Source organism: Emticicia fluvialis, assembly GCF_024793945.1.
Taxonomy (GTDB): domain Bacteria; phylum Bacteroidota; class Bacteroidia; order Cytophagales; family Spirosomataceae; genus Emticicia; species Emticicia fluvialis.
In genome coordinates, this window is record NZ_JANUSD010000015.1 from 19,761 (window position 1) to 36,376 (window position 16,616).

The 16,616-nt window shown below is 40.3% G+C and carries 15 protein-coding genes; 1 reads left to right on the forward strand and 14 read right to left on the reverse strand.

The annotated features are described in order from the left end of the window. Window positions 1–2 precede the first annotated feature (2 nt). The 7 genes from NZ848_RS16705 to NZ848_RS16735 all read right to left on the reverse strand — a co-directional run bounded on the left by NZ848_RS16705 (window position 3) and on the right by NZ848_RS16735 (window position 9,377). Window positions 3–1,868 carry a sensor histidine kinase gene (locus tag NZ848_RS16705; RefSeq protein ID WP_259016468.1) on the reverse strand — a complete coding sequence of 622 codons (1,866 nt, stop codon included), beginning with the start codon at window positions 1,866–1,868 and terminating at the stop codon, window positions 3–5. Window positions 1,869–2,539: 671 nt separating this feature from the next. Then, window positions 2,540–3,799: a sulfate adenylyltransferase subunit 1 gene (locus NZ848_RS16710; protein ID WP_101727141.1), complete on the reverse strand. Its 1,260-nt coding sequence runs from the start codon at window positions 3,797–3,799 to the stop codon at window positions 2,540–2,542. A gap of 95 nt (window positions 3,800–3,894) precedes the next feature. Then, window positions 3,895–4,839: a sulfate adenylyltransferase subunit CysD gene (cysD, locus tag NZ848_RS16715; RefSeq protein WP_259016469.1), complete on the reverse strand. Its 945-nt coding sequence runs from the start codon at window positions 4,837–4,839 to the stop codon at window positions 3,895–3,897. 31 nt (window positions 4,840–4,870) lie between these two features. Next, window positions 4,871–5,572, reverse strand: coding sequence for a phosphoadenylyl-sulfate reductase (locus NZ848_RS16720; protein ID WP_259016470.1), 702 nt, complete (start codon window positions 5,570–5,572; stop codon window positions 4,871–4,873). A gap of 12 nt (window positions 5,573–5,584) precedes the next feature. After that, window positions 5,585–6,466 carry a sulfite exporter TauE/SafE family protein gene (locus tag NZ848_RS16725; RefSeq protein ID WP_253535137.1) on the reverse strand — a complete coding sequence of 294 codons (882 nt, stop codon included), beginning with the start codon at window positions 6,464–6,466 and terminating at the stop codon, window positions 5,585–5,587. A 5-nt stretch (window positions 6,467–6,471) separates the two neighbouring features. Next, complete coding sequence (gene cobA / locus NZ848_RS16730; RefSeq protein WP_259016471.1) at window positions 6,472–7,290, reverse strand: uroporphyrinogen-III C-methyltransferase; 819 nt, start codon at window positions 7,288–7,290, stop codon at window positions 6,472–6,474. After that, window positions 7,287–9,377 (reverse strand): HEPN domain-containing protein, encoded by a 2,091-nt coding sequence (locus tag NZ848_RS16735; protein ID WP_259016472.1) that lies wholly within the window; start codon window positions 9,375–9,377, stop codon window positions 7,287–7,289. The genes cobA and NZ848_RS16735 overlap by 4 nt, the downstream gene beginning before the upstream one ends. 444 nt (window positions 9,378–9,821) lie before the next feature. Between NZ848_RS16735 and NZ848_RS16740 the strand changes: the two genes are divergently transcribed. Next, window positions 9,822–10,352 carry an acyl-CoA thioesterase gene (locus tag NZ848_RS16740; protein ID WP_259016474.1) on the forward strand — a complete coding sequence of 177 codons (531 nt, stop codon included), beginning with the start codon at window positions 9,822–9,824 and terminating at the stop codon, window positions 10,350–10,352. Here NZ848_RS16740 and NZ848_RS16745 read toward each other — a convergent pair. From NZ848_RS16745 to lpcA, 7 genes are all read right to left on the reverse strand, one after another. Then, on the reverse strand, window positions 10,347–11,261 hold the full coding sequence (locus NZ848_RS16745; protein ID WP_259016475.1) for a ribonuclease Z: 915 nt from the start codon (window positions 11,259–11,261) through the stop codon (window positions 10,347–10,349). The genes NZ848_RS16740 and NZ848_RS16745 overlap by 6 nt on opposite strands. 70 nt (window positions 11,262–11,331) lie before the next feature. After that, window positions 11,332–11,754 (reverse strand): STAS domain-containing protein, encoded by a 423-nt coding sequence (locus tag NZ848_RS16750; protein ID WP_253535147.1) that lies wholly within the window; start codon window positions 11,752–11,754, stop codon window positions 11,332–11,334. Between the two features lie 57 nt (window positions 11,755–11,811). Next, window positions 11,812–12,687 carry a hypothetical protein gene (locus NZ848_RS16755; RefSeq protein ID WP_259016476.1) on the reverse strand — a complete coding sequence of 292 codons (876 nt, stop codon included), beginning with the start codon at window positions 12,685–12,687 and terminating at the stop codon, window positions 11,812–11,814. A gap of 29 nt (window positions 12,688–12,716) precedes the next feature. Continuing rightward, window positions 12,717–13,745, reverse strand: coding sequence for a glycosyltransferase family 9 protein (locus NZ848_RS16760; RefSeq protein ID WP_259016477.1), 1,029 nt, complete (start codon window positions 13,743–13,745; stop codon window positions 12,717–12,719). A 5-nt stretch (window positions 13,746–13,750) separates the two neighbouring features. Next, entirely contained in the window at window positions 13,751–14,731 is a 981-nt protein-coding gene (locus NZ848_RS16765; RefSeq protein ID WP_259016478.1) for a glycosyltransferase, read from the reverse strand. 15 nt (window positions 14,732–14,746) lie between these two features. After that, the gene (locus NZ848_RS16770; RefSeq protein ID WP_259016479.1) at window positions 14,747–15,913 is read right to left on the reverse strand and encodes a glycosyltransferase family 4 protein; all 1,167 of its coding nucleotides are present in this window, start codon (window positions 15,911–15,913) and stop codon (window positions 14,747–14,749) included. A 109-nt stretch (window positions 15,914–16,022) separates the two neighbouring features. Then, the gene (gene lpcA, locus NZ848_RS16775; protein WP_259016480.1) at window positions 16,023–16,613 is read right to left on the reverse strand and encodes a D-sedoheptulose 7-phosphate isomerase; all 591 of its coding nucleotides are present in this window, start codon (window positions 16,611–16,613) and stop codon (window positions 16,023–16,025) included. Window positions 16,614–16,616 lie beyond the last annotated feature (3 nt).

The following is a 16,616-nucleotide window of genomic DNA, read 5'->3' on the forward strand; positions in this document are numbered from 1 at the left end:
CATTAGCCCGACGCTGAAGCCAGGTTGTGTGGGTGCAGGATACAAACTTTAAAGGTGCTTCCTATATCAACGGTACTTTCAACTTCTATTTTGCCACCAAGTGCTTCAACCTGGTTTTTGGTAATAAACAGTCCTAAACCTCTGGCATCTTTATTCTGGTGGAAAGTCTTATACATGCCAAAGAGTTTTTGCCCATGTTTATTTAAATCAATTCCCATGCCATTATCTGCAATTTCAAGAATAATATATTTTAAATTTTCTCTGACACTGATATGAATGACCGGCACGCGGTCTGGATGCTGATATTTAATGGCATTGGTTATGAGGTTAATGAGCACACTTTCAATGTATTCGGCACTGTAAGAAATTTCAAGATTAGGAGGTACAAGATTATAAACAATAGCCAGCGACTCTGATATCAGGCCTTTCAGATTTGTTAGCACTTTTTCTACTTCGTTGTACAGGTTTATTTTTTTTATCTGCAGGTTAAGGTTGGTCTGTATCTGTAATACTTCGTTCAGGTAATGAACGGTTTCTTGCAGGTTATTGGCAATGGTAATCAGAAAATCAATTAATTCTCGTTTTTTGTTTTCATCCGGCTCGTCAGGCAACAAGTTGAGCAGCATCTGAAAATTACCGATATGTGACCTGAGATTATGTGAGGTAATATGCGTAAAGTTAAGCAGTCTTTTGTTTTGCTCGCTCACCAGGTCAAGGGTGTTTCTGAGCTCCTGTTCTTTGCTTTTGGTCTGGGTTATATCAGCGTGCGTACCCAGCATGAGCAAAGGCTGGTCTTTGCCCGACCACTCTACAATTTTCCCTCTGTCATTTATCCATACCCAACTACCATTTTTATGCCGCATGCGGTATTCGCATTCATAAAATTCAATTTCTCTGCTAAAACACTTCTCGATATTTTTATCCGGAATGTGTTTGTCGTCAGGGTGTACCAGGCTACTCCAGGTACTTTTGCTGATAGGCTGCAATTCGTCTAAGGTATATCCAACAATTTCGGCCCATCTGTTATTATAAATTACCGTATTGTCTTTGATATTCCATTCCCAGGTACCAATATTTGCTCCCTCTATGGTTTGGTAAAGCCGCTGCTGTTCGCGCTGGAGTTCTTCTGACGCTTTTTTTTGCTCGGTTATGTCTGTTATCTGCGATATAAAATAAAGAGGGGTAAACTGGCTGCTCCAGATAATAGAAACCGATAATTCAGCCCACACAATATGCCCCCGTTTATGGATATACCGTTTTTCCATTCTGTAGCTTTCTATTTCTTTGTTAAGCACTTGCTTAAAATAAGAAAGGTCTTTGCTGAGGTCGTCAGGGTGAGTTATATTCTGAAAGGTTAGTTTTATTAACTCTTCTTCCGTGTAGCCTAATATTCTTGGTAGTTCTTTATTTACTTTAATGAAATACCCCATCGGCGACACCAATGCCATACCAATGGCAGCGGATTCAAAAACCTTTGAAAACTTTTCTTCTGTTAACTGAAGCGTAGAGTCCAGGTCTCTTTCATAAGAAATATCTTTCAATGTGCCATATACTAACACACACTGGTCATTATTGAAGTCGGCGTAGCCGCTGGCTTCTACCCATTTTGTATTCCCCTTTGCGGTTAATATTTCAAATTGTTCAACATAAGGGTCTCCGGTTTGTATCAGGTTTCTGGTTAATTCACTTACTCGTTCTTTAATTGCGGTAGTTTTGAAAAAACCGATTGCCAGTTCAATCGTTGGTTCAAAATCATCATTTAACTCGTAGATATTTTTCACTACGTGATCCCAATCCAAAATGCCTGTCATTACATTATATTCCCACGTTCCGACCTTAGGTAGTATGTTTGCCCTATTGTACTTCATTAGTAATAATAACTGAAAATAATTTTCAATCAGATAATTAAGTTTGGAAGAATTTAATTGTTAAATAATTTGGGGCAATGCGCAAATAAATCTTTCAGAAGCATGGTTGTTCTAAAAATGTTCAATTCTGTTCGCGAACGCAATATAAATGTATTAACATTTATCTCAAAAAAATGGTATTACATTTATGAAATGTAGTTTAAATGATGCCGTTCTTAAAAACTTTACAATTTAGCAAATATGGCATCTTTATGCCTTATTAGTATTCATCTTTTTTTATTCTTACTCTGATTAACCAGCAGCAATGCCTGCTTGAATTTCAGGCATTTGCCTTGAAATGCGGTTGTTCTGATTTATTCAAAAGCGTCAATACAATTATACTTATTACTTACCTACAAGAGCCTGTAAATAATGCCGTTTTGGGCAAAATTAACCTAGGTTTTACCATGTTTCAAATATCAGACTGATTTTCTTCATTGTTACGGCAGGCATTTAACATTAATGACCTAAACGCTGCCGAAGCGAAAACAAGCTAATTTGAAGTTAAACTATGCCACAATTAAAGCAGAATTCTGACAAAAAAAAAGACAGCAAAAATTGCTGTCAGTTTTTACCGAACCCTAAACTATTTCAAAGTCGCAAGTTTGGTTGATGAATATTTTGTAACTGTATTATTCTACAAAGCCTACACCTACTGTACTGTTAGTGATTTCGTCAATCAGAATAAATGCGCCATTGGTAGGGTTGTCTACGTATCTGTCTGCATATACAGGGCTTGCAGTTTTGATAGATACCCAACCGATTTCGTTTAGCTTAATACCGCCTTCATGCGATGGTTCGGTATTTAAAGTCATATTTTTTATATCAATCATTGAGTTGATACCCGTAATTTTTGCTTTCACACGGTTGATACCATGCTGTAGCAAATAGGCTTTACCAACTTTCAGGGCTTGCCCGTCAAGCCAGCAAATTCTGGCATCAATTTCTTTTTTAGCCTCCGGTTGCCCGCCTACTTTTACCAGCATGTTGCCCCGGCTGATATCGATGTCGTCTTCAAGTGTAATTACAACCGACTCACGGGCGTGGGCAATTTCCAACTTGTTGCCAAATTTCTCAATCGTTTTTATTTTGCTGATTTGGCCACTTGGTAGGGCTTCCACCAAATCGCCAACCAGAAAACTTCCGCTGGCTACTTTACCTGCATAGCCCCGGTAATCATGAAAAGCTTCGGTTTTAGGTCTTACTACCAGCTGAACCGGGAAACGCGCAGGCAAATGCGAAATAGGGTTTATCTGATTGTCGAGATTTTCGAGTGTTTCAAGCAAGGCGCTACCCTCATACCATGGCGTTTCGGTTGATTTTTTTACCAGATTCTCGCCAAATAACGATGAAATAGGTATAAATGTAACAACCTGGCCTTCAAAACTTACCTGCTCGGCTAGTTTTGAGAAATCACTTTTTATTTCTTCGAAACGTTCCTGGCTATAATTAACCAGGTCCATTTTATTAACAGCAACTATTATGTTTTTGATACGCAACATCGACGAGATATAAAAATGGCGCTTGGTTTGTTCAACCACGCCATTGCGGGCATCAATAAGAATAATAGAAACGGAGGTGTTTGAAGCCCCCGTAACCATGTTTCGTGTGTACTCAAAGTGCCCGGGTGTGTCTGCGATGATGTATTTGCGCTTAGGTGTACTAAAATAGATGTGAGCCACATCTATGGTAATGCCTTGTTCACGTTCGGCAATTAAGCCATCCGTTAAAAGAGATAAATCAAGGAAATCAAGACCTTTTCGTTTAGAAGCCGCTTCAAGCGCTTCAATTTTATCGCCGGTTATAGAGTTGGTTTCATAAAGCAAACGGCCGATAAGGGTACTTTTGCCGTCATCTACCGATCCTGCCGTTGCTATTCTTAGTATATCCATTGTAATGCTATTCTGAAAATTAAATCTTAAAGAATTAGAAGTGAACCCAGCAAACCGGAATTAATCACTCATTTACTCAATCACTAAATCGCTAATTAGAAGTAGCCTGCCTGTTTGCGCTTTTCCATTGCAGCTTCAGAGCGTTTGTCGTCAATACGTGCGCCCCGCTCAGAAATTTTGGCCGACAAAATCTCAGAAATCACATCGTCCAGATTATCAGCTTCAGAGGCAACTGCGGCTGTACAGGTCATGTCGCCCACGGTACGGAAACGCACCTTGGTTGTATAAGGTACTTCGTCTTCAGATTTATTAATGAAATCAGAATCAGCCCAGATGAGACCATCGCGGTCAAAAACTTTCCGTTCATGGGTAAAATAGATACTCGGAATCCGAAGTTTTTCTTCTTTTATGTAATTCCATACATCCAGCTCTGTCCAGTTAGAAATCGGAAACACACGAACGTTTTCACCCAGTTCAATTTTTCCGTTCAGCATATCAAACAATTCAGGTCTTTGCTTTTTGGCATCCCACTGACCGAAATCATCGCGTACCGAGAAAATTCTTTCTTTGGCTCTGGCTTTTTCTTCGTCGCGGCGGGCACCTCCAATACAGGCATCAAATTTAAATTCTTCAATGGCATCAAGCAGGGTAACGGTTTGCGCTGCATTACGGCTGGCATATTTACCGGTTTCTTCTTTTACCTTGCCTTGTTTGATTGAATCCTCAACATAACGAACGTGTAATTCAAGACCCAGTTTATTCACGAGCCAGTCGCGGTATTCAATCGTTTCAGGGAAATTGTGGCCGGTATCTACATGAAGCAATTTAAAAGGTATTTTGCCAGGATAGAAAGCTTTTTCGGCCAGCCTTACTACTGTAATAGAGTCTTTACCGCCAGAGAAAAGGATGGCTGGTTTCTCGAACTGAGAGGCCACTTCTCTGAGAATATAAATTGCTTCGTCTTCCAGTTCACGTGGGAAAACCCCGTTGATACCTGAATTTGAATTAATGATTTCTGAATTGTTTAAAAAATTACTCATAATTCGTTGTTTATGCTCACCAAATGCAAATTTAAGAAACTTGGTGTAATCCACACTCTTTTTTAGATTCTTCCCACCACCAGCGGCCTGCTCTTGGGTGTTCGCCGGACTCTATGGCGCGTGTGCAAGGCAAACAGCCAATGCTTACAAAACCTTTTTTATGTAATGGGTTGTCGGGAACCCGATTGACTGCGATATACTCCAGCACTTCTTCGTAAGACCAATGAATGAGCGGATTAAACTTCCAGACATTGTTTCCGCCATCCCATTCCCAAATCTTCATGTCGTTCCGGTTTTCTGATTGTTCGGCTCTCAAACCCGTTATCCATACCTCTGCTCCGGCCAAGGCTCTTTTTAAAGGCTCAATTTTTCTGATGGCACAACATTCTTTGCGGTTTTCAACCGACTCATAAAAGCTGTTAAAGCCCTTATGTGTTACCAGTTGCTGTACTTTTTCAGTATTTGGGAAATAGGTTTCAATAGATTGTTGATAGCGTGCACGTGTTCTGTCCATCAACTCGTAAGTTTCCTGAAACAGCCTGCCGGTATCTAAAGTAAATACTTTTATATTTAATGCACCACCTGCTACACTGTTCTTGAAAATGGCATGGGTGATTACCTGATCTTCCTGCCCGAATGATGTTGAAAACACAACTTTACCCGGAAACTGACCGGCTATAAAGTTGAGGCTCTCTTCTAAGGAAAATTGTTCTAATTTTTCTATGTCAACCATAATAAAATGCAATTAAAACCAGACTTTAATAATGTTATAAACGCTTAGACCCACCACTAGTGTGCCTACAATGAGCATGATGGTTTTGGGCGGAAACAACTTTACAAGAAATGCACCTAGCGGAGCAGCCAGCACACCCCCCAGAATAAGACCTGCAATGGGTTGCCATGCCTGAATATCTATAAAAAGCATAAATATGCCTGTGCTGAAAAATGCTACAAAAAACTCGGCTGTATTAACAGTTCCAATGGTTTCTTTGGGGGCATTACCTTTATTGATTAGGTTTGAAGTTACCAGTGGGCCCCATCCGCCACCGCCTATTGAATCAAAAAAACCGCCAATTAAACCCAATAAACCCAGGTTTTTGTTGGTGGGGGTTGCTGGTCTTTTTTTGAAGGCTTTTACTATAATTACCACACCCAAACCAACCAGATAAAGCGAAATGTATGGGCGAATGACTTTACCGTCTATAATCTCAGAAATAAGATAAGCTCCTATCATTGCGCCAATCACGCCTGTGATAACGATTCTGAAAAAGAGCTTTTTATCAATGTTGCCAAAATATAAGTGCGACAGCCCGGAGACCCCGGTTGTAAATACCTCTGCCGTATGCACACTGGCCGTAGCATAAGCAGGGGGCACGCCTACACCCAGCAGCATGGAAGTACAGGTGGCTCCGTAGGCCATTCCAAGTGCGCCGTCAACCAGCTGCGCCAGAAAACCCACACCTACATAATATAAAAACAGATTGTCTATACCCCACTGGAATGAGTGAATACTGGCAAAAATACGATAAGCCAATACACCAATCAGTAAAACTTTTAAGGCAAGTATTGCCACAGCAATATATTTTAGTCGAACGTGCGCACTAAGGGTATTGGCTATTCTTTCCATATACTTTACTTACTTGACTTGTTTAGTTTTGTTTTACCGGAGTACTGATGCCCTATGTAACATAAATGCTGAATGCTGTTTTGCTTAACCACGTTTCCGATTAAGATTACAGCCGGGCTGCCCAACTGATTTTTCTCTGCAATTTCAGGCAGATTTTTCACATCTCCAATTCCGATTTTTTGTTCGGCGGTGGCTGCGTTTTGTATAATTGCTACCGGAGTGTTACCAAATCCTTCTTCTTCAAAAATTCGGGCAATAGAAGCCAGTTTTTTCATGCCCATTAGAATAACTACTGTCGACTTTGAGTGCGCTGCTAAACGTACATCTGCAGACAAACTCTGGTCTGCTTTGGTACCTGTAATAACCCAGAACCCGTCTGCAACACCTCTGGCAGTAAGCGGAATTTCATAAAAACCGCCTGACATGATGCTTGACACACCAGGTATGTAGGCGGTTTCTATTCCTCTTTCTTTGGCATAAGCAATTTCTTCATTTCCACGACCAAATATAAACGGGTCGCCGCCTTTCAGACGTACCACATGCCCTTTTTCAAAGGCTTTTTCGGCGATCATAAAATTGATGCTGTCCTGGCCTACGCTTTTTTCAAAACCGCGTTTGCCAACATATATTCGTTCGCATTCAGGGTGGCAGTATTCCAACAGCTCTTCATCTATCAGGGCATCATAAAGCACTACATCGGCTTGTCGCAGCGCATTGATGGCTTTAATAGTAATCAGCTCAGGGTCGCCCATGCCTGCACCCACTACTGTGAGCTTCGGAACAGGGTTCAAAAAACCGGGTGTTATATTTTGGGTAGAACTCATGCTTCAACAGTGGCATTTTTGTTGGTTTCTCTCCATGTAATGGCTTCTTTCAAAAAGTTTTCTGCTTCAGATATATAATCAATAGCAAAAACCTGGCTTGGCTCGTTCTGATTAATCTGCAAAACCTGCGCTTTAAAGTTACCTCCGAAGTCGTCGGCAAAGTTTTTATCAAATTCGTTCATTACACCGTGTTGGGTGCTGCTGTTAATGTTTTTATCAAGCAACAATGCTTTAGCTGTATTAATCTGCGACTGATAAGCGTAATAAATGGCATCTGCCCATCGGCCTTCATCAAATGCAGTTCTTGCCCAGTCAATTTTCTCTTCCGACTCGTAAAACAAAGTTGCCACCAGGTCAATAATTACGCTGGCACATTCGCCCACACCAATTTCGGTCTGGAACAACTCATCACGGCCCCAGTCAACAAAGTCGGTATCAACCAGGGTAGTAAGGTCTGCCAGCGGTTTTAGCAGGGTATAAAAATATTTTTCACCCTGGCGGTCGTAGTAATCATTGAAATACTCGCCTTCCAAACCGTTGGTTTCGTAGTCATTCAATACAATTCTTAATACCTGCGGGCCTCTTTTGCTTGGTATTTTTATTACCTTATCGGCAATACGGCCTTCGCCGTTTCCTTTGATGCCACCACCCAGTAACACCTGAACCGCAGGCAGTACTTTTCCTGCTGATTTCAGAGAGCTGCCATGGAAACCAATGTGCGCCATGCTATGTTGGCCACAGGCATTCATACAGCCTGATATTTTTATCTGCATGTTGGTTTCCTCAATCAGTTCGGGGAAATCCTCACGCAATACTTTTTCAAATTCAAGGGTAATTTTTGTACTGTCAGATATGGCCAGGTTACAGGTGTCAGTACCAGGGCAGGCAGTAATGTTAGCAATACTGTTTGCACCAGGCGCCGCCAGCTTATGGTCGCTTAAAACGCTGAAAATATAGGGTAAATCTTTAGCCAGTACAAAGCGCAGCAACAAACCCTGATTAACCGTTACGCGTACATCGTCTGCAATATAAGGTCTTAATTTTTCAATCAGGCTTCTTGAAACCACGCTTGAAATATCTCCCAATGGCACACGCACAAAAACACCATAATAGCCTTCTTGTTTTTGGGCAAATACATTGGTTTTATACCAGTTTTGATAGGCTTCCGAATCGTTTGCAGGTAAATCCAGCACTTCCAGGGTAGCATAGTTATATTGAAACTCAAGTTTTTGGGTATCAATAGGATACGTTTTTACCTTCAATGCTGTTTTTTCGCCTTCAACCAGTTTCATAAATTCTTCAAAGCCAATTTTGGCTATCAGGAATTTCATACGGGCTTTATGTCTTGAATTTCTTTCGCCGTGTCTGTCAAATACCCTGATAACCGCCTCTGTAAACGGAATCAAATGGTCTGCTTCCAAAAAATCATACGCCACATGGGCCAATTGTGGTTGTGCGCCTAATCCGCCACCCAGCATTACTTTAAAACCTCTTTTGCCATCCTTAATTTTAGGGATAAATCCGAGGTCGTGCATGAAGGTAAGTGCAGTATCGTCGTCAGTATTTGAGAAAGCCATTTTGAATTTACGACCCATTTCCTGGCAAACAGGATTGCGCAGGAAGTACTCAAACGCCGCATGCGTATAAGGTGTTACATCGAAAGGTTCTTTCGGGTCAATACCGGCAGTAGGAGAGGCCGTAATATTTCTTACGGTATTACCACAGGCTTCACGAAGGGTAATGTTGTCCTGCTCCAGTTTTGCCCATAATTCCGGGGTCTTGTCAAGGCTCACAAAGTGAATCTGAACATCCTGGCGAGTGGTAAGGTGCAAGTTACCGGTTGAGTACTCGTCTGAAATATCTGCAATGCGCTTCCATTGGTTAAGTGTCATTTTGCCATAAGGCAATTTGATTCTTACCATCTGCACGCCCTGCTGGCGTTGTCCGTAAACACCGCGAGCCAGACGCAGACTACGAAATTTTTCTTCATGGATTTTACCTTCGCGGAAAAGTCTGATTTTACGCTCTAAATCAATGATATCTTTTTCAACTAATGGATTCTCTAGTTCTGTACGAAAACTTTGCATGACTTCCTTTTTTTAACTTTGCAAATATACATAAATCCTATAATTATTATAGACTATATGGGTGTAATTCTTATAATTTTTTTATAATTGACTGATAGTTAAGTGCTTGGTGTTTTGTTGATGAGATTATACAGGAAGGAAAAGCTAAAATACAAACTTTTATCTTGAAGTTTTAGTTTCCTTTAAAGAGATTAAAATGCTTATCCGCAGTTTGTGTTTGCTATTTAGGGCTAAAATTCACGGTTTCTGTAAATAGATAAATGTACCTGATATAGCCAGCGTAAAAGTGTCTGAGCGACAGCTTTCAGCACTGGTTTGAGGATGTTTTATTTGAATTTGCTGAGGCAGTTTCTTAAAATTCATGAATAACTGCTCTTTAATGGCTTTGGTTTAAGTATTTAAAAAACTATTCTTATTTTTGATAAAAATTTATTGCATAAGTGTATGTATGAAAAAATAAATGACGGTGAGTACCCCACCATTACCGAGTCTAAAGCTATTATCAGATTTCAGGACTGCGATCCGCTTCAACATCTCAATAACTCAAAGTATTTCGATTATTACTTCAATGCCCGCGAAGACCAGGTGGCCAAGTTATATGGCTTTAAGTTTTCTGAAGTTTTTAAAAATTACCGCACAAGCTGGGTGGTTTATCAGCACCAGATAGCCTATATTCGTCCGGCTGTAGTGAGTGAATGGGTGAAGATTTTTTCAAGAGCCATTTATTTTGATACTGATACCTTGGTAACAGAGTATTTTATGACGGATGAAAACAAAACCGAGTTGAAAAACTTTATGTGGACCACCAGTAAGTATGTAAGTGTAGAAACAGGCAGGAGAGTACCCCACCAGAAAGACATTATGCACTACCTGGCTGCCACCTGCGAGAAAGACGTTAACTTTAACCAAATCAGTTTCAACGACCGCATAAAGTTGGTAAAACAAGAGTTGCTTTTAAAACAGTCTTTTTTATAAAAGTTTGAAAGTGGCGCCCTCTGTGGCCAGAAAAGTGTTTTCAAAAACCTCTTTGGCTTCGCTCAGGTGGTTATCAAGTGTTTTGTAGCGAGAGGAATAATGGCCGATAATGAGTTGGCCTGCCTGTGCCTTTTGGGCAATAGTTGCGGCCTGCCTGGCGGTAGAATGATTAGTGGTAATGGCCCGTTTCAGTTCTGAATCAGTAAAGGTGGCTTCATGAAAAATGCTGCCTACATTTCGTAATTGCGGTATGATAGCTTCATGAAAGGCCGTATCTGAGCAATAAGCAAATGATTTAGACTGCCCGCCAGAAACTGTGTATTCTTCATTCCTGTACACCTGGCCCGTCAGTGGGTCTTGTACGTCATGCCCGTCTTTCAGCATCTTCAAAAACGGAACCGGAAAATTTTCGGGTAGTTTATCAGCCAGTAATTTCCTTTTATTTTCTTTGGTACGAAACAAAAACCCGCAGCAGTCAATTCGGTGTACTAAAGGAATGGTCTCTACAGTAATAAGCGGGGTTTCAACAATCCGGCTGGCGATGGTCGTATCTGTTGCAACAAAATTAACCTTAAAATGAAGGTAGGTTTGCGAATGCTTGAACTGAATGGTGAGTATCTCTGCTAACTCTTTTGGCCCGTAGATGGTTAAATCTTCTTTGCGCTGATTCAGATTCCAGCTGGATATCAGCCCGATTAAACCAAAATAATGGTCGCCGTGCAGGTGACTGATAAAGATATGACGGATACGATGCGAGCGCACTTTGTGTTCCAGCAAGCGGAACTGCGTACCCTCTCCACAATCAATCAGAAAGTGCTCGTTATCCAGCGTCAATAAATAAGCCGATGGGTTGTGTTCAAGTGTGGGAGTAGCAGAGCCCGTGCCAAGTATTAAAAGTTCAAAATTCATAATAACCCCTTGCCCCGAAAGGGGTATGTAATAAGTCTGATGGTTGAATAGTAGTTATGCGCCAATGAAATCAGTATTTTTCTTCCTGAAATCCGTTTTCTTCACCGAGGTCGAACTCGTCATCGCTTTCTTCACGGAAATCGTTTTCAAGGTCATTCATAAACACGGCATCAATGGCTTCATCAACTGTTGGCAAAATAACAAGTTCAGGTATCTTTGCCTCATCAATGGCATCAATTAAATCATCATCTTTTGTGCATATCACAAAAAGCCCTTGTTCTGTTCGGCAAACTTTGTTGGCTTTTCTGATTAATGACAAACCATCTTCATCAATTTCAGTAATTTTCGTAAAATCGGTTACCATATTGGTGTAGCCTTCACGATAAAGCTGAACCACCAGTTTTTCAAAAGGCGCAGTTATTTCAGCTCCAAAAGTAGTTTCGTCAAGAGAAATAAGAGCGTACTGCTCTGTTTTTTCAATTTTGTAATTCATATAGAACTATGTCTGGTAATTTTGCAAAATTAAGTTAAAAAAAAGCTTCTAATCAAACTATTGAAGCAAATCGATTATTTTATCTGTCAAACTATTGATTTTCCTTAAATTTCTGGCAATTATCTTGCCGGTTTTGTTTTCTTTTGGTAAAGATAAGCCATATACAGGCTCTATGGGCGCTAAAGTGTACGTTTTTAACTTTCTGTTCAAAGCCGGCCAATAGGGCATTCCTTTAAAATTTACCGATATCAGCGGTTGCCCGTTGACCGTATTTGTTGAAGCGTCAATTTTACGTTCGGGTAAATTCCAAGGCCCAATATTAATACCATTATGCTTAGATAGTAATACGTTATCATAAAAATTCGGAACATGCTCAAGCCAGAGTTGGTCTGAGTTGAGCCCGATGCATAAATTGGTACTACCTTTCTGAGTTGTATTTTTACCCCACCAGTCAAGAAAACGAATGGTTTCATCAGATTTTTTAAATCCGATAAATCCTGAATGATAGATGCCAGTGTTGAGAATCTGTTTTTCGTCCGGATGAACTCCCGCATGCAGCAATTGAGGTACCAGTATAATTGAGTAATGGTTGAGATCCTGGCTGATGAAATCGACAGGATTGAAAAGCACACTGGTGCAATCAAGATACAAGACCTTATCTGACTGCTGCAAGGCATATTTTGCAAAAAAAGGTTTGGTATTATTTAGCAGCTCTAAGGTGTTGTAGGTAGCAGCCATGGTTTCAAAATCCGGAATTACTAATTCATCAACACTCACAATCCTATACGGTGATTGAAAAGCGGACGGAATCCTTTCGGCTTTGTCAATAAGCCCTATAAAATAAATGGCACTGGGGTGGTTTTCCCTGATGGTGTCGCCCAGCAGAATAGCATTGGGCAACTGGTTTATATGACAAAGTGTAAAAAAAAGCATAACATAACTGCCACAAACCGTGGTTGGTTTCAGGCTAAAATTAACAATTTATTTTCATTAATGGCCTTTATCACTGTTTCAACTTCAATGTCTGCACTTGGGCCGCTGGTATTTCTAACAATTATAGCATTTTCACCCGTTTTATATCTGCCTGAATACGGTATATGATTCACAAAGTTCTCCAGTTTGCCAATCATAATCAGGCCTGCTGTACCTACGGCATTGGCCAGATGCGCCGGGCCGCTGTCTATGCCTATAAAAAAAACGGCTCTTCTGATAACCTCTGCTGTTTCAAGTATAGAAAGCCTGCCGCATAAATTAACAAAACGGGGGTTAGATATTTTTAAATCGCTGCTCAGACCAATTTCAATAACATGAAAATCAGTGCTTTCAAGTAAATGGGTTATCAGAGCTTCCCATTTGGTATTGTTCCAGTTACGGCTGTTTTGGGCTGATTGCGCATGAATAACCAGAAACTTATGGGGTAATTGAAGCTGGTCAACCCTGACTTTGTGCTTGTCGGTTAAAAACAAGTGCGGTTGCATATCTTCAACAACAAGACCAGCCATTTTTTGTTGAACCGATAATAAATTACCCTGAAAATAGTAATTATGTATGGTTATATCTCTCGCGTCGGCTTCCGGATTCTCGACATACACCTGGCAAACCGGGCAATAGCTGTTGTTTCTGAACTGTAAATTATAAATAGTATCAAAAATGCCTGAGTTAATTAACAAGCGACGTTGATTAGCGCAGAATTCTTCCAGTATTTCATCCAGATTCGGATTATTTTCCAGCAACTCTCTGAAAACCGGTTTTACAATCCAGATAAGGTAGTCGTCGGGATGCTTCTGCCTTACCTGCCTGCTGATGGGTTCTCCGGCTACTATATCACCAAACTGTTGGGTTAGTATAATGGCTACAACTTTTCTTTTGCCAGAAAACCCTGCTCTTAAAAGTATCAGTCTGAACCAAACCCTGAAAAAATGCCAATAAACCAGAAACAGATGGGTATATTTTCTATAACGATGTTGCCAGAGCGCAATAAATTTCTGCATAAAGATTATGACTCAACCAGCTGAGCTAATTTTTCAAGCGGGAGTTTTAAATATTTTCTTACCCGCAAATATCGTTTTATTTTAGGAGGTTTAATATAATCGCACTTAAAATGTTTCCAGTAAAGCTCGTTGTTCTTAAGCAATTCATTTCTATAAAGCTCAAATAATGCTACTATATCAGGCCTGTCTTCAAAGTTTATTCTGTTCTGGTATTTAGACACCTCATTGGGTTTTGCTATCAGGTAACCGCTGTAATGAAAAAACTGTAAAGCCGTTGAATTGTTAATAAACCATTTGCCGTCTTTCTCGGTGCATATTCTCTCATGCAGATTCCAGTAGGCTACATTGTAGCCCAGATGCTTGTTGATTAACACGTTGTCAAAATAAACCGGAAAAAAATCTGCCCAGTGCTGGTCTACAAACAAGCCATTGCATAGGTCAATAAGGCATTCTTTTTCCAGTTTTTGGCACCACCAGTCAACCATTTTTCTGGCTGAATCTGACCTTCTGATGGCCACAAAACCAAAGTTAAAAACGCCTGTATTTACAATATCTTCTTCATTTTGCCATTTGGTGTCGTTGTAAGGGGTTGTGGTATGCGGGGTAACAACAATATCGTATTTTTGTAGGCTTTCTTCCAGATGCGTGAGCTTATCAAAAACAATAATATCTGGGTCAAAGTAGATTATATTGGTCGCCTCCGGGTTGTTTCTAAGAAAATAATCAAGATAATAGGGCTTAACTGCTGTATTTAGTTCTGTTATATCATAACGTTCGCACATACCGGGCAGGTCTGCTATCTGTATCTTATCCAGCTCAAGCAGCGGGTAATCAGGCAGTTTAGATGTATCAATATCTTTGGTATCCAGTTTATCTACCAGCCCGATTACAAACCGGAAATCCGGATTATGTTTTTTAAGCGAGTCGCCTAATGTATGTGCCTGTGCCAGATAGTTAACAGAGCAAAGTGTGAAAGCGAGTGTCATGTATGCGCCAGTCTTTTATGCCAGATTCTCAAATAACTTTTCAATTTTAACAATAGAGTTTTCAAAACTGTATTGCTGCAAAACTTTTTCTTTGGCTCTTTTACCAAAAACATGGTTAGGGGTATCCTTCAGAGCCAGAATTGCAAGGGCCATATTTTCAATATCCAGATAGTCAAAAAGTTTTCCGGCGTCTTGTTCAATAAATTCAGAGCAGCCACCGGTTTTTTCAAATCCGAAAATAGTTCGTTCGGCAAGCGCGGCTTCAAGCATTACCAGAGGGAATGGGTCTTCGCGTGAAACTACCGTGAAAACATCAAAACAATTTATTAGTTCAATGGCTTCGGGGGTGGGTTCAATAAAGGTAATATGTTCGCCGATACCCATCCTTTCCACATCAAAGGCTATTTGTTCATAATACTCACCAGATTTCCTGATACCCACCCACACAAAATGTATTTCAGCTGTATTAGCGGTAAGTAACCTCTTTGCCAGAGAAACAAACACATCAACACCTTTTCGCCATTCAGCATTGCCACATCCGCCAATCAGAAATGAGCCTTCCGGAATATTGTATTGCTTTCTGATGGCTTGTTTATTTACCTGAGCCGACCTTTGAAGCACCGCATCATTATCAACAAACGAATGAATTATTTTTACTTGATGGCTGTCAACACCGTGATTTTTTATCAGATTATCTGCCACAGCCATTGAGCAGGCAATTATACAGGCACTTTTCTGAAACAAAGTAATTCTATCGCTTTGCTCTGAATAAAGTTGGATTGAAAACTCAAGCTCATGAATATGCGTAATGAGCGGGGCATTCAGAATTGACAGAAGTTCTGTTATAACCGGGGCAGAGGCTATGGTATTGGCATAAATAAAGTCGAAATGTTCATTAGCCAATTTGTTTTTAAGGTCCACTTTATTTTTCTGGTAATAAGTGGCTTGCTTCATACCAATTTTACCCAGCCATCGCTTGCTTAAAGTTTCAGGAGCATGGTGGGTATCTTTAGGATAATGATATAATTGAGCAATTTGCTCAAAGTCTTTTTCCAGAACACCCCCATCAAGCAATAGCAAATGAACTGAAACCTTCTTTTTTTGAAAATACCGCATAATATTTAACAAAAAAAGCTGAGCTCCGGCTCTGTTTGCGTCATGACTGACAAAGAGAATCTTCATGAATAGGGATGTATTAACCTAAAGGTATTCAGAAAATAATGATAAACAGTTTTTTAAAAACAAGATGCTTTATTCAACGGGTAATAACTAAAACCCGAAATGTAACACATTACTTTTCAGTGCTTAATACTTTTTTTTCAATCAGCAGCATCAGAATATGAATCACCTTGATATGAATCTCCTGAATGCGGTCTGCATACCCAAAGTGCGGTACAATTATTTCGGCATCGGCTTTTCCTCTCAATTGGCCACCGTCTTTACCCGAGAAGATGACAACCTTCATGCCTTTTTCGCGGGCGGCATTTACAGCATTTATTATGTTTTTAGAGTTGCCACTGGTGCTAATGCCCAACAACATATCACCGGCATTACCCAGGCCTTCTATAAAGCGCGAGAAAACGAAGTCGAAACCGTAATCGTTGCCCGTGCAGGAAATGTGGCTTGGGTCTGATATAGCTATTGCTGCCAGCGAGCGGCGGTTTTCTCTGTACCTGCCAGAAAGTTCTTCGGCAAAATGCATGGCGTCGCAATGAGAACCGCCGTTGCCACAAGAAATAATTTTTTTGCCATCTAGTAAAGCATCTGCCATCAGATTAGCAATTGCCTCTATATTTTTAAGGTTTTGTTCTGAAGAAATAAAATCATCCAGCACTTTTTGTGCTTCTTTTAATTCAACAAGTATATCATTTATTGCGCTCATATC